The sequence below is a fragment of the Algoriphagus chordae genome, assembly GCF_003254055.1.
GTDB classification, from domain to species: Bacteria; Bacteroidota; Bacteroidia; order Cytophagales; family Cyclobacteriaceae; genus Algoriphagus; species Algoriphagus chordae.
The window spans coordinates 138,870-151,710 of sequence record NZ_QKZT01000002.1; the positions used below are offsets into that span (position 1 = coordinate 138,870).

The 12,841-nt window shown below is 41.1% G+C and carries 23 protein-coding genes; all 23 read right to left on the reverse strand.

Translation table 11 applies throughout. From position 1 onward, the window contains the following. Nucleotides 1-1,320, reverse strand: a complete 1,320-nt coding sequence (secY, locus tag LV85_RS02595; RefSeq protein ID WP_111316633.1) for a preprotein translocase subunit SecY — start codon at nucleotides 1,318-1,320, stop codon at nucleotides 1-3. 4 nt (nucleotides 1,321-1,324) lie between these two features. Next, nucleotides 1,325-1,771: a 50S ribosomal protein L15 gene (gene rplO, locus LV85_RS02600; RefSeq protein WP_111316634.1), complete on the reverse strand. Its 447-nt coding sequence runs from the start codon at nucleotides 1,769-1,771 to the stop codon at nucleotides 1,325-1,327. Nucleotides 1,772-1,773: 2 nt separating this feature from the next. Further along, a complete protein-coding gene (gene rpmD / locus LV85_RS02605) occupies nucleotides 1,774-1,953 on the reverse strand; it encodes a 50S ribosomal protein L30 (RefSeq protein WP_111316635.1) in 180 nt (59 codons plus the stop codon). A gap of 5 nt (nucleotides 1,954-1,958) precedes the next feature. Next, nucleotides 1,959-2,477: a 30S ribosomal protein S5 gene (rpsE, locus tag LV85_RS02610; protein ID WP_111316636.1), complete on the reverse strand. Its 519-nt coding sequence runs from the start codon at nucleotides 2,475-2,477 to the stop codon at nucleotides 1,959-1,961. A 6-nt stretch (nucleotides 2,478-2,483) separates the two neighbouring features. Next, the gene (gene rplR, locus LV85_RS02615) at nucleotides 2,484-2,834 is read right to left on the reverse strand and encodes a 50S ribosomal protein L18 (protein ID WP_111316637.1); all 351 of its coding nucleotides are present in this window, start codon (nucleotides 2,832-2,834) and stop codon (nucleotides 2,484-2,486) included. A gap of 6 nt (nucleotides 2,835-2,840) precedes the next feature. Then, entirely contained in the window at nucleotides 2,841-3,398 is a 558-nt protein-coding gene (gene rplF / locus LV85_RS02620) for a 50S ribosomal protein L6 (protein ID WP_111316638.1), read from the reverse strand. Between the two features lie 9 nt (nucleotides 3,399-3,407). Then, a complete protein-coding gene (gene rpsH / locus LV85_RS02625; RefSeq protein WP_111316639.1) occupies nucleotides 3,408-3,803 on the reverse strand; it encodes a 30S ribosomal protein S8 in 396 nt (131 codons plus the stop codon). Nucleotides 3,804-3,885: 82 nt separating this feature from the next. Then, a complete protein-coding gene (rpsN, locus tag LV85_RS02630) occupies nucleotides 3,886-4,155 on the reverse strand; it encodes a 30S ribosomal protein S14 (protein ID WP_057939446.1) in 270 nt (89 codons plus the stop codon). Between the two features lie 2 nt (nucleotides 4,156-4,157). Continuing rightward, nucleotides 4,158-4,718 (reverse strand): 50S ribosomal protein L5, encoded by a 561-nt coding sequence (gene rplE / locus LV85_RS02635; protein ID WP_111316640.1) that lies wholly within the window; start codon nucleotides 4,716-4,718, stop codon nucleotides 4,158-4,160. Next, nucleotides 4,711-5,055, reverse strand: a complete 345-nt coding sequence (rplX, locus tag LV85_RS02640; protein ID WP_111316641.1) for a 50S ribosomal protein L24 — start codon at nucleotides 5,053-5,055, stop codon at nucleotides 4,711-4,713. Before rplX ends, rplE begins: the two co-directional genes overlap by 8 nt. Nucleotides 5,056-5,057: 2 nt before the next feature. Beyond that, complete coding sequence (gene rplN / locus LV85_RS02645) at nucleotides 5,058-5,426, reverse strand: 50S ribosomal protein L14 (RefSeq protein WP_111316642.1); 369 nt, start codon at nucleotides 5,424-5,426, stop codon at nucleotides 5,058-5,060. Between the two features lie 2 nt (nucleotides 5,427-5,428). Beyond that, nucleotides 5,429-5,692: a 30S ribosomal protein S17 gene (rpsQ, locus tag LV85_RS02650; RefSeq protein ID WP_111316643.1), complete on the reverse strand. Its 264-nt coding sequence runs from the start codon at nucleotides 5,690-5,692 to the stop codon at nucleotides 5,429-5,431. A gap of 18 nt (nucleotides 5,693-5,710) precedes the next feature. Beyond that, on the reverse strand, nucleotides 5,711-5,893 hold the full coding sequence (gene rpmC, locus LV85_RS02655) for a 50S ribosomal protein L29 (protein WP_092894631.1): 183 nt from the start codon (nucleotides 5,891-5,893) through the stop codon (nucleotides 5,711-5,713). A 5-nt stretch (nucleotides 5,894-5,898) separates the two neighbouring features. Next, complete coding sequence (gene rplP / locus LV85_RS02660; RefSeq protein WP_111316644.1) at nucleotides 5,899-6,321, reverse strand: 50S ribosomal protein L16; 423 nt, start codon at nucleotides 6,319-6,321, stop codon at nucleotides 5,899-5,901. Nucleotides 6,322-6,345: 24 nt separating this feature from the next. Continuing rightward, on the reverse strand, nucleotides 6,346-7,077 hold the full coding sequence (gene rpsC / locus LV85_RS02665; protein ID WP_111316645.1) for a 30S ribosomal protein S3: 732 nt from the start codon (nucleotides 7,075-7,077) through the stop codon (nucleotides 6,346-6,348). Nucleotides 7,078-7,086: 9 nt separating this feature from the next. Next, nucleotides 7,087-7,479: a 50S ribosomal protein L22 gene (gene rplV / locus LV85_RS02670; protein WP_111316646.1), complete on the reverse strand. Its 393-nt coding sequence runs from the start codon at nucleotides 7,477-7,479 to the stop codon at nucleotides 7,087-7,089. Between the two features lie 2 nt (nucleotides 7,480-7,481). Next, nucleotides 7,482-7,760 (reverse strand): 30S ribosomal protein S19, encoded by a 279-nt coding sequence (gene rpsS / locus LV85_RS02675; protein WP_057939455.1) that lies wholly within the window; start codon nucleotides 7,758-7,760, stop codon nucleotides 7,482-7,484. A 2-nt stretch (nucleotides 7,761-7,762) separates the two neighbouring features. Further along, the gene (rplB, locus tag LV85_RS02680; RefSeq protein ID WP_111316647.1) at nucleotides 7,763-8,587 is read right to left on the reverse strand and encodes a 50S ribosomal protein L2; all 825 of its coding nucleotides are present in this window, start codon (nucleotides 8,585-8,587) and stop codon (nucleotides 7,763-7,765) included. 13 nt (nucleotides 8,588-8,600) lie between these two features. After that, nucleotides 8,601-8,888 (reverse strand): 50S ribosomal protein L23, encoded by a 288-nt coding sequence (gene rplW / locus LV85_RS02685; protein WP_086500264.1) that lies wholly within the window; start codon nucleotides 8,886-8,888, stop codon nucleotides 8,601-8,603. A 4-nt stretch (nucleotides 8,889-8,892) separates the two neighbouring features. Beyond that, the gene (rplD, locus tag LV85_RS02690) at nucleotides 8,893-9,522 is read right to left on the reverse strand and encodes a 50S ribosomal protein L4 (RefSeq protein ID WP_111316648.1); all 630 of its coding nucleotides are present in this window, start codon (nucleotides 9,520-9,522) and stop codon (nucleotides 8,893-8,895) included. A gap of 3 nt (nucleotides 9,523-9,525) precedes the next feature. Beyond that, nucleotides 9,526-10,158: a 50S ribosomal protein L3 gene (gene rplC, locus LV85_RS02695; protein WP_111316649.1), complete on the reverse strand. Its 633-nt coding sequence runs from the start codon at nucleotides 10,156-10,158 to the stop codon at nucleotides 9,526-9,528. Between the two features lie 238 nt (nucleotides 10,159-10,396). Beyond that, entirely contained in the window at nucleotides 10,397-10,702 is a 306-nt protein-coding gene (gene rpsJ / locus LV85_RS02700; protein WP_008203035.1) for a 30S ribosomal protein S10, read from the reverse strand. A gap of 12 nt (nucleotides 10,703-10,714) precedes the next feature. Beyond that, nucleotides 10,715-12,838, reverse strand: a complete 2,124-nt coding sequence (gene fusA / locus LV85_RS02705) for an elongation factor G (protein WP_111316650.1) — start codon at nucleotides 12,836-12,838, stop codon at nucleotides 10,715-10,717. Nucleotides 12,839-12,841: the final 3 nt, after the last annotated feature.

Below are 12,841 nucleotides of genomic sequence, written 5' to 3' on the forward strand. Positions count from 1 at the left end.
TTAGGCAACTTGGTAATTGGAAGGATTATTCTTCACATTACCGCTCTTCATCATGCCTTCGTAGTGTCTCATCAACAAGTAACTTTCAATCTGTCTCAAGGTATCCATGATTACCCCTACCATAATAAGTAGAGATGTACCACCATAGAACTGAGCAAATTCACCACCGACTCCAGATATAATCGCAAGAGCAGGAAGTATAGCTACAGCAGCTAAGAGAATAGATCCCGGAAGTGTAATCTTGGAAATGATTCCGTCGATAAATTCCGATGTTGGAGCTCCTGGTTTAATACCCGGAACAAACCCTCCATTTCTTTTCATATCTTCTGCAATCTGCTCAGGATTAACCGTGATAGCAGTATAGAAGAATGTGAACAGAATGATCATCAGTGCAAAGAGCAAGTTGTATTGCCATGATGTGAAATCACTAAATGTAGCTCCAATGTAGTTGGCAATGTCATTCTCAGAAGCCCAGATCTGCGCAATAAGTGCAGGTACGAACATCAAAGACTGAGCAAAGATAATTGGCATAACACCTGACGCATTTACCTTGATAGGTATATACTGTCTTTGTCCACCATATACTTTACCTCCTACCACTTGCTTGGCATACTGTACTGGTATTCTTCTAGTCGCTTCTGTCAAGGCAATCACCCCAACAACCACGAAGAACAATACAGCCGCTTCAATAAGCAGTAGCAACATACCTGAAGTACCTTTCTCAAGACCTTCAGCGATAATCGCTCCAGGAAATCTTGAAATAATACCAATCATAATTAGCATTGAGATACCGTTACCGATGCCTTTTTCAGTGATTTTCTCTCCCAGCCACATGCAAAACATGGTACCAGCGGAAAGTAAAACCAAAGAACTAAACATAAACAAGGTAGAGCTAACCATCACCGCTCCAGTAGGCATAATCGTAGCGGATACATATCCGATACCCTGCGCTATTGTAATCAAGATGGTCAATACTCGAGTGATCTGGTTGATTCTTTTTCTTCCAGACTCACCCTCTTTCTGCATTTTCTGAAAATATGGTACTCCGACAGTCAATAACTGCAACACAATGGATGCAGATATATATGGCATAATGCCTAGACCGAAGATAGATGCGTTACTGAACGCTCCACCAAGGAAGGTATCGATCAATCCAAAGATCCCTTCTGGGGCATCACCTAAACGAGAAGGATCAACTCCTGGAAGAACTATGAATGACCCTAATCTGAATATGATCAAAAATCCGATCGTATTCATGATTCTAACTCTAAGGTCTTCGATAGAGAAAATGTTCTTAACTGTCGAAATAAACTTTTTCATTAACTTAAATTGTGTTTACCGTTCCGCCAGCTTTCTCGATAGCTGCTACTGCAGTAGCCGAGAATTTATGTGCAGTTACGTCTAATTTGGCTTTCAATTCACCTCCACCGAGGATTTTGATTTTGTCATTCTTAGAAGCAATACCATGAGAAACCAAAGCTTCCATGTCTATAACTTCAAGATTGTATTGCTCGGAAATGCCTTGCAATGTATCCAAATTTACTGGTTTGAACTCAACTCTGTTCAAGCTTTTGAATCCAAATTTAGGAACTCTTCTTTGAAGTGGCATTTGACCACCTTCAAAACCTAATTTAGACTTATAACCTGATCTTGATTTAGCTCCTTTGTGACCTCTTGTAGAAGTTCCACCTCTACCTGAACCTGTACCTCTACCAATTCTCTTACGATTTTTGGTAGATCCTTCAGCTGGTGTTAATGTATGCAGTTTCATAATTAAGCTTCCTCCACTTTTACAAGGTGATTAACTTTATTTACCATACCGGCAATCTGAGGCGTATTCTCTACGACTCTAGATTTGTTGATACGACCTAGACCTAGTGCAGTAATAGTTGCTTTCTGATCCTTTGGTCTATCGATGGTACTTTTGGTTTGCGTGATTTTGATCTTAGCCATGATGATTATCCGTTAAATACTTTAGACATTTTAACGCCTCTCTGTTGTGAAACAGCGATAGCATCTCTTAGCTGAACCAATGCTTCAATAGTAGCTTTCACCACGTTATGAGGATTAGATGATCCTTTGGACTTTGCCAAAACGTCTGTAACGCCAGCACTTTCCAAAACAGCACGCATTGCACCACCAGCGATAACACCAGTACCTGGCGCAGCAGGCTTGATCAATACAAATCCTCCACCGTATTTACCAATTTGCTCATGAGGGATAGTACCTTTCAAAACTGGCACTTTCACCAAGTTCTTCTTTGCATCTTCGATACCCTTAGTGATTGCATCAGTTACTTCATTGGCTTTACCCAATCCGTAACCAACCACACCTTGGCCATCACCCACTACAACAATTGCTGAAAAAGAGAATCTTCTACCACCTTTTACCACTTTGGCAACTCTATTGATAGATACTACTTTTTCTTTTAAATCTGTATCTGTAGCCCTGATAGGCTTTCTTCTTAGTTGAGACATAGCTTATTAAAATTTAAGGCCTCCTTCTCTGGCACCTTCTGCCAAAGCTTTCACATTCCCATGATACAAGTAGCCATTTCTGTCAAATACTACGGAGGCAACTCCGTTTGCAACAGCTCTTTCAGCAAGTTTTTTACCTACTTCTTTGGATACTGATACATTAGCGTTAGCCTTTGCTCCTAATTCTTTGGAAGAAGCTTGAGCCAAAGTCTGACCCTTAAGGTCATCGATAAGCTGAGCGTATATGCCAGTATTACTTTTGAAAACTGACAAACGAGGTCTGGAATCAGTACCAGAAATCTTTCTTCTGATACCCTGCTTGATTCTAAGTCTTCTGGAATTCTTATTAAATGCCATAACCTATTATTTTTTAGCGGCAGTTTTACCAGCCTTACGTCTAACTTGTTCACCAACGAAGCGCACACCTTTTCCTTTGTAAGGTTCAACCTTACGAAGAGATCTGATTTTTGCAGCAACTTGTCCAATCAATTCTTTATCTATCGATTCTAAGGTAATGATTGGATTCTTACCTTTTGCTGTCTCAGCTTTTATAGCCACTTCCTCAGGAAGCAACATAAAAATATTGTGAGAATAACCCAGATTCAATTCAAGAACCTGTCCTTGATTAGACGCCTTATAACCTACACCCACAAGTTCCAAATCCTTCTTGTATCCTTCAGATACGCCTATCACCATATTGTTGATAAGTGATCTATAAAGACCGTGAATAGATTTGTGTCTTTTGGAATCTGTAGGTCTAGTGACAACTACATCGTTGTCTTCTACTTTCACTGTAATATCAGGATTCACATCCTGAGTCAGTGTACCCTTTGGACCTTTAACAGTCACAGTTCCATGAGCTGTGACGTCTACAGTAACACCGCTGGGTATATTTATTGGTTTTTTACCTATTCTAGACATGATAGTAAATTAGTATACGTAGCAAAGAACTTCTCCACCAACACCCTCAGTGCGGGCTTCTTTGTCTGTCATCACACCTTTAGAGGTGGATACGATTGCTATCCCCAGACCATTGATTACTCTTGGAAGCTCCGTATGTTTCACATATTTTCTCAAACCTGGCGTACTAACTCTCTTCAAGCTTACAATTGCGTTTTGCTTTGTCACAGGATTGAATTTCAGAGCAATTTTGATAGATCCCTGAGGACCATTTTCTTCAAACTTGTAATTCTGAATGTATCCTTTGTCGTGCAATACCTTAGTAAGCTCTTTTTTGATGTTAGAAGCAGGGATTTCTACGATTCGGTGAGATGCCTTGATGGCATTTCTCAACCTCGTCAGATAATCAGCTATTGGATCAGTCATTGTATTTTATAGTCTAGCTACACCCGATTTGGGCGTGCAAAGTTACGAATTGATTTTTAGAATAAAAACTACTGTCGTTATTTTACCAGCTGGACTTAGTCACTCCAGGGATTTTGCCCGCTGAGGCCATTTCTCTGAAGGTTACCCTGTTGATACCGAACTTTCTCATGTAGCCTTTAGGGCGACCAGTAAGTTTACATCTGTTGTGAAGTCTTACTGGAGATGCGTTCTTAGGCAATTTATCAAGAGCTTCATAATCACCGGCTGCTTTCAGCGCGGCTCTTCTATCAGCATACTTGGCTACCAGACGCTCTCTTTTTCTCTCACGAGCTTTGATTGACTCTTTTGCCATGACTATTCTTCTTTAGTTTTTTTAACGAAAGGCATTCCGAAAGCCTTAAACAATTCTAAACTCTCTTCATCTGTTTTGGCAGAAGTCACAAAAGTGATGTCCATACCTGAGATTCTGTTCACTTTCTCAATGCTGATTTCAGGGAAGATGATTTGCTCTTGCACACCTAGTGTGTAATTGCCTCTTCCGTCAAAACCTTTATCAGAAATACCTTTGAAATCTCTCACACGTGGAAGTGCGATAGTGATAAGACGATCTAGGAATTCATACATTGTCTGACCTCTCAAAGTAACTTTAGCTCCGATTGGCATTCCTTCTCTCAACTTAAAGTTGGAAACAGAAGTCTTTGCGATAGTCGAAACAGCTCTCTGACCAGTGATCAAAGAAAGTTCTTCTACACCTTGATCAACCAATTTCTTATCTGCTACAGCAGCACCGATACCTTTGTTGAGAACAATTTTCTCCAACTTAGGCACTTGCATTACTGAAGAGTATTGAAATTTCTCTTTCAAAGCTGGGACGATATCGTCCACATATTTTTGCTTGATTCTTGGATTAGCCATTGATTACCTCCCCAGTTTTCTTAGAGTATCTTACTAATTTACCATTTTCGCCTGCTTTGCGACCTGTTCTAGTGGCTTCACCAGTTTTAGGATCTACAAGTTTCAGGTTACTAATATGCATTGAAGCTTCTTTCTTGTCGATTCCGCCCTGAGGCTTAGCTGCAGTAGGCTTCACATGCTTCGTGATCATATTAAGACCTTCTACAATTGCTCTACTTTTCAGTTTATCTACAGAAAGTACTTTCCCTGTTTTGCCTTTGTCATCACCTGCGATCACCTTAACAGTGTCACCAGTTTTGATATGCAGCTTGGTTTGCTTGTTCATTTTTCTTTCCATGATTACAATACTTCAGGGGCCAATGAAACGATTTTCATGAACTGCTTCTCTCTCAACTCTCTAGCCACAGGGCCGAAGATACGCGTGCCTCTAGGCTCGTCGTTGTTGTTCAATAGTACAGCTGCATTATCCTCGAAACGAATATAAGAACCGTCTTTTCTTCTTATTTCTTTACGAGTACGTACGATTACCGCTCTTGATACGGTACCTTTTTTCATACTGCTGGAAGAAAGAGCAGATTTTACTGTCACAACGACTTTATCGCCGATGGAAGCATATCTCTTTTTTGTTCCTCCCAATACGCGGATTACTAGTACCTCTTTGGCACCAGAGTTGTCCGCTACACCTAGTCTAGATTCTTGCTGGATCATAATTACTTAGCCCTTTCAATAATTTCAACTAATCTCCAACGCTTGTTCTTACTCAGCGGACGAGTTTCGCTTATTTTCACGAGGTCACCTGGGTTACACTCGTTGCTCTCGTCATGAGCCATAAATTTGGTTGTTTTGGTAACAAACTTACCGTAGATAGCGTGCTTTACGCGACGTTCTATCAATACAGTGATGGACTTGTCCATCTTGTTGCTTACCACCTTACCAACTCTTTCTTTTCGAAGATTTCTCTCTATCGTAGCCATATTCTTTTTGTTAGCTAGTTATTTGGCAGCCAATGCAGTCTTTAATCTTGCGATAAAGCGCTTGGTCTCGCGGATTCTGTTAGGATTCTCTATAGGAGATATCGAGTGCGCAAACCTAAGTTTGGTTAGACTCTCCTGCTCAGCGACAAGTCGCTCGGCGATTTCACTTACTGATAGTGAATTGATTTCTGTATTTTTCATAGTGCTTATAATTCAGCGTAATCTCTACGAACAACAAATTTAGTACTTACTGGTAGCTTTTGCTGTGCAAGTCTTAACGCCTCTTTAGCTGTCTCCAGGCTTACGCCTGTAGCTTCGAAAAGGATCGTTCCGGGTTTGATAACGGCCACCCAATACTCAGGAGCACCCTTACCTTTACCCATACGAACCTCTGCGGGCTTTTTAGTGATAGGCTTATCAGGGAAAATTCTGATCCAAACCTGTCCTTCTCTTTTCATTGCTCTCGTCATTGCGATACGAGCTGCCTCGATCTGACGGGATGTGATCCATCCTGGCTCAAGGGACTTGATGCCAAAGTTGCCAAAAGAAAGCGTGTGCCCTCTTTGTGCAATGCCTTTGACACGGCCCTTTTGCATTTTCCTATATTTAGTTCTTTTTGGCTGTAACATGAGTTCTCACTTATGGGGTGAAAATTAGTTATTTCTTTTTCTTCGTCTTGGACCATCATTTCTCTTAGGACCAGAGTTGCGCGCGCCCTTAGGCTCATTCGCTGCACCTTGGTTTGGAGATAGGTCTCTCTTTCCGTACACTTCACCTTTGAAGATCCAAACTTTGATTCCGATGATTCCATAGACCGTAAGGGCTTCTGAAAGTGCGTAATCAATATCTGCTCTCATTGTGTGAAGAGGAATTCTTCCTTCTTTGTACATTTCAGAACGGGCCATTTCGGCTCCGCCTAGACGTCCAGAAAGTTTAACTTTGATTCCTTCCGCTCCCACTCTCATGGACGCTGCGATAGCTTGCTTCATAGCTCTTCTAAAAGAAATTCTTGCTTGAAGCTGCTGAGCGATTGATTCACCTACCAATTTCGCATCCAATTCAGGACGCTTGATTTCGAAGATATTAATCTGAATATCTTTCTTAGTGATATTCTTTAGTTCTTCTTTCAGTTTATCTACTTCGGCTCCACCTTTACCAATTACAACACCTGGACGAGCAGTATGTATCGTAAGAGTGATTCTTTTGAGCGTACGCTCAATAATCACTTTAGAAATACCACCCTTAGGAATTCTGGCAAGGACGTACTTACGGATCTTCTGATCTTCGTATAGTTTTTCAGCAAAGTCTTTCCCACCATACCAGTTGGAATCCCAGCCTTTGACTACACCAAGTCTAAATCCTATTGGGTTGATCTTTTGTCCCATAGTCTGTTCTTAATTTGCCTTTTCGTTTGTTTCTACTACATCAGCGGTAACAGCCTCATCGTTGAATGAATCAACTACTAGGGTTACATGATTTGATCTCTTGCGGATTCTGTGACCTCTACCTTGAGGAGCTGGTCTTAATCTCTTAAGCATTCTACCTTCATCTACCATTACAGTTTTGATGAAAAGGTCAGCCTCTTCTAGTTTGGCATCAGGGTTTTTCGCTTGCCAGTTGGCTACAGCGGAAAGCAACAACTTCTCAAGTCGAATCGCTCCATGATTAGGAGTAAATTTCAATATGCTAAGTGCTAATCCTACTCTCTTGCCTCTGACAAGGTCAGCCACAAGGCGCATCTTACGCGGAGATGTAGGGACATTATTTAATTTTGCTAATGCTTCCATGATTATCTCTTTCCTTTATCTTTTTTGGCAATGTGGCCTCTGAAATTTCTGGTAGGAGCAAATTCACCTAGCTTATGACCTACCATGTTGTCTGTTACAAATACTGGAATGAATTTATTCCCATTATGCACAGCGAAGGTATGTCCTACGAAATCTGGAGAAATCATTGATTTTCTTGACCAAGTCTTGATTACCGACTTCTTTCCTGATTCGTTCTGAGCATCCACTTTCTTCACAAGATGGTGCTCGATATAAGGACCTTTTTTTAATGAACGTGCCATAATTATTTAGATCTTTTGCTTACGATGAACTTGTTTGAATACTTCTTAGGAGATCTTGTTTTCTTTCCTTTAGACAATAGACCTTTTCTAGATCTAGGGTGTCCTCCAGAAGAACGACCTTCACCACCACCCATTGGGTGATCTACTGGGTTCATCGCAACACCTCTTACACGAGGTCTTGATCCGAGCCATCTCTTACGACCGGCTTTACCCAATACTACGTTCATGTGATCACCATTGGAAACAGTTCCAACAGTTGCCATACACGTATTTAGTACAAGTCTCATCTCACCAGATGGAAGTTTTACAGTTACGTATTTCCCATCACGGGCTACGATCTGTGCATAACCTCCAGCACTTCTTACCATTGCGGCGCCTTTTCCTGGCTTCAATTCCACACAGTGTACGATTGTACCCATTGGAATATTAGCTACTGGCATCGCGTTGCCCACTTCTGGAGCAACTTGCTCACCGGAAATCACTGTCTGTCCCACTGACAAACCTTCCGGGGCGATAATGTAGGCCTTAGCACCATCTGCATAATATAGTAGGGCGAGACGTGCCGTTCTGTTTGGATCATACTCGATAGACTTAACTACCGCAGGAACACCAAACTTGTTTCTCTTGAAGTCTACGATACGTAGTCTTCTCTTATGACCACCGCCAATATTGCGGACAGTCATTTTGCCTTCATTGTTTCGTCCACCTGACTTCTTGATAGGAGCAAGAAGAGATTTTTCCGGCTTTGACGCTGTAATCTCGTCAAATGCTGGAGCTACTCTGAATCTTGTCCCTGGAGTTACAGGCTTCAACTTTTTAATTGCCATGATATAGATTCAATTAAATTTCTCCGTAAAAATCAATCACTTCACCATCGGCTACTTGCACGATTGCTTTCTTGAAAGCGTTGGTAAAGCCTGAAACCACTTTAGCTTTGGTGTATCTAGATTTATGCTTTGCAGCATATCTGATGGTTCTTATAGAAACCACTTTCACACCAAACGTTTTCTCTACAGCATGTTTGATTTCTGGTTTCTTCGCGGTTTTTTCCACGATGAATCCATAAACGCCTCTTTCGTTCATGGCAGAAATCTTCTCTGTAATTAAAGGCTGCTTTAGAATATCCATTGTCTTATTTCGATAAAATGGTTTCCAACTTACTGATAGAACCTTCACAGATCACTAAGTGATCAGCATTCAGCACTTGGTAAGTATTTACATCATTTACAGTCACAACTTTAGCTTTTGGCAAGTTTCTGCTGGCTAAGAATACATTGGTGTTTTCCTCAGGAAGTACCAATAATGTCTTCTTATCTCCTAGAGACAATCCATTAAGCAAAGCCAAGTAACTCTTAGTCTTAGGGGCATCAAATGAGATGCTTTCCAAAACTGACAAGCTGTTATCTTTCACTTTATAAGCAAGTGCAGATTTTCTGGCTAGTTGTTTTACCTTTTTATTCAATTTGAAAGAATAGTCTCTTGGCTGTGGGCCAAATACTCTTCCTCCTCCTCGGAATAGTGGCGACTTGATAGACCCAGCACGTGCACTACCAGTGCCCTTTTGCTTTTTGATCTTACGAGTAGAACCAGCTATCTCATTTCTCTCTTTAGACTTGTGCGTACCTTGTCTTTGGTTTGCCAAGTACTGCTTTACATCAAGGTAGATCGCGTGATCGTTAGGAACGATAGCGAAGATCTCATCAGACAAGCTGATTTTTCTACCTGTGTCTTCTCCGTTTTGATTAATTACTGCTAATTCCATGGCTTACTTCTCTAGAATAACGAAAGAATTTTTAGGACCAGGTACAGAACCAGAAACCAATAGTAGGTTTTTGTCAGCATAGATTTTCAACACTTTAAGGTTGATCACCTTTACTCTGTCTCCACCAGTTCTACCAGCCATTCTCATTCCTTTGAATACTCTGGATGGCCAAGAACATGCACCAATTGAACCTGGGTGTCTGCCTCTGTTATGCTGACCGTGAGTTTGTCCACCCACACCTGCAAAACCATGACGTTTTACCACACCCTGGAATCCTTTACCTTTTGAAGTTCCGATTGCATCTACGAAGTCACCTTCGATAAATACTTCATCAGCCTTCACAGTAGCTCCTAGATCTACCTGGCCTTCAAACTCGACCCGGAATTCTCTGAACTCAACAACTTTGCGCTTTGGAGTTGTACCAGCCTTTTTAAAATGACCGATCAATGGCTTAGGCGTATTTTTCTCTTTACGCTCACCATAACCCAACTGCACGGCGTTGTACCCGTCTGTTTCAACGTTTTTTACTTGCGTAACTACACAAGGACCAGCTTCTATTAGCGTGCATGCGACATTACGTCCATCGGCACTGAAAATGCTAGTCATTCCTACTTTTCTACCTATTATACCAGACATCTTTTATAAGATAATATAATAACCCACAAGCATTTATCTGCCGGGGCTCCTTTTAAAGGACTGCAAAGTTACTGAAATTAAATTCTGCAACAAATTCGAAATCCTATATTTTAAATGTATTTCAAAATATTTCAATTGTGCCTCAGGCTTTTACACCCTTCGCGACACCATATCCATATGCTAAAGCAAAAAAGACCTGCTCCGAAAAGCAGGTCTTTTGTATATCAATCCAGTTGGATCAAACCTTGATTTCTACATCTACTCCACTAGGAAGCTCGATTTTCATCAAAGCATCTACAGTTTTAGAAGAGTTAGAATAGATATCTACCAATCTTTTGTATGTACAAAGTTGATACTGATCTCTGGCTTTCTTACTTACGTGTGGAGATTTCAATACTGTGAATTTCTCCTTTTTAGTAGGCAATGGAATTGGTCCTACTACTACGGCACCAGTGGCTTTCACTGCCTTTACAATCTTCTCTGATGACTTATCCACCAGGCTGTGATCGTATGATTTTAGTTTTATTCTGATTTTCTGATTCATCGCAAATATTATTTAGTCCTTCTGACCGTTTACTGTAGCAATTACACCTTCGGCAATGTTGTTAGGTACTGCCTCATAGTGAGAGAATGTCAATGAAGCTGTCGCTCTACCAGAGGTGATAGTTCTAAGGTCAGTAATGTAACCAAACAACTCAGACAATGGTACAGAAGCCTTGATTACGGAAGAAGTACCTTTGGTATCCATTCCTTTCATCAAACCTCTTCTTCTGTTCAAGTCACCGGTAATTGGCCCAGTGTACTCATCAGGAGAAACTACATCTACAGCCATGATTGGCTCAAGCAATTTAGGCTGACATCTTTTAGCGGCATCTTTGAAGCCAAGTCTCGCTGCCAATTCGAAAGAAAGAGCATCTGAATCGACATCGTGGAATGATCCGTGAAACAATCTAACCTTCATAGACTCAATAGGATATCCTGCCAATGGGCCATTCTTCATAGACTCAGCAAAACCTTTCTGTATAGAAGGAATAAATTCCTTAGGAATCACACCACCTACGATATTATTCACAAAATCCAATCCTGGCTTGATCTCACCAGTCTCTGGGTCTGCATCTCTAGGGCTAAGTTCGAAGGAGATATCAGCAAATTTACCTTTACCACCTGTCTGCTTCTTGTAAACTTCTTTGTGTTCTACAGAACCAAATAGCGCTTCTTTGTAAGCAACCTGAGGAGCTCCTTGGTTGATCTCAACTTTGAATTCTCTCTTCAAACGATCAATGATGATGTCCAGGTGAAGTTCACCCATACCTCTCAAGATAGTCTGACCAGTTTCGTGATCTGTATTTACTACAAGAGTTGGATCTTCTTCTACTAGTTTGGCGATAGCCATACCTAGCTTGTCCACGTCCGCTTGAGTCTTAGGCTCAATAGCATAACCGATAACAGGCTCAGGGAAGACCATTGATTCCAAGATCACCTTACGGCTTTCGTCACAAAGGGTATCACCAGTTTTGATATCTTTAAAGCCTACCACTGCACCAATATCACCCGCTCTTAGCGCATCGATTTGGTTTTGCTTGTTAGCATGCATTTGGAATACTCTTGAGATACGCTCCTTGTTTCCAGAACGGCTATTGAAGATATAAGAACCAGAATTCAAGATTCCAGAATAGGCTCTTACAAAACAAAGACGACCTACAAATGGATCAGTTGCGATTTTGAAAGCAAGACCTGTGAAAGGCTCCGATTCGTCTGGAGAGATTCTTACATCTACTTCTTCATCATCTATATCATGAGCAAAGATATCGTCCTTGTCCATTGGAGAAGGAAGCAATTCCATTACAAGATCTAGCATTGTTTGAACTCCTTTGTTTTTGAAAGAAGATCCACATACCATAGGTACGATCTTCATATCAATCACCGCTTTTCTCAAAGCTGCAAGAATTTCTTGTTCGGTGATAGAATCAGAATCTTCGAAGAATTTCTCCATCAATGATTCGTCATAATCAGCAACTGCTTCGAGTAGATACTCTCTGTATTCAGCTACTTCTTCCAGCATATCTTCAGGAATAGGAATCTCTTCGAAAGTCATCCCGAAATCTTCCTCATTCCATACGATAGCTCGGTTGTTGATCAAATCAACTACACCACGGAATCTATCTTCTGCACCGATTGGAAGTTGCAAAGGAACAGCGTAGCTGCCTAGCATCTCCTTCACCTGCTTACATACTTCTAGGAAGTTTGCACCAGCACGGTCCATTTTATTTACGAAGCCAATACGAGCAACTTTATAGTTATCCGCAAGTCTCCAGTTAGTCTCTGACTGTGGCTCTACGCCATCTACAGCAGAAAACAAGAATACTAATCCATCGAGAACACGAAGTGATCTGTTTACCTCTACGGTAAAATCAACGTGACCGGGAGTATCGATGATGTTGATCTGATATTTCTTGTTTCTATAATCCCAAAAAACGGTAGTTGCAGCTGAAGTAATAGTAATACCTCGCTCTTGCTCCTGAGCCATCCAGTCCATGGTGGCTGCTCCGTCGTGAACCTCACCTATTTTGTGAGATACGCCAGAATAAAAAAGAATTCGTTCTGTCGTAGTAGTCTTTCCTGCATCAATATGCGCGGCGATACCAATGTTTCTGGTAAGTGTTAAATCTCTTTTAGCCATATT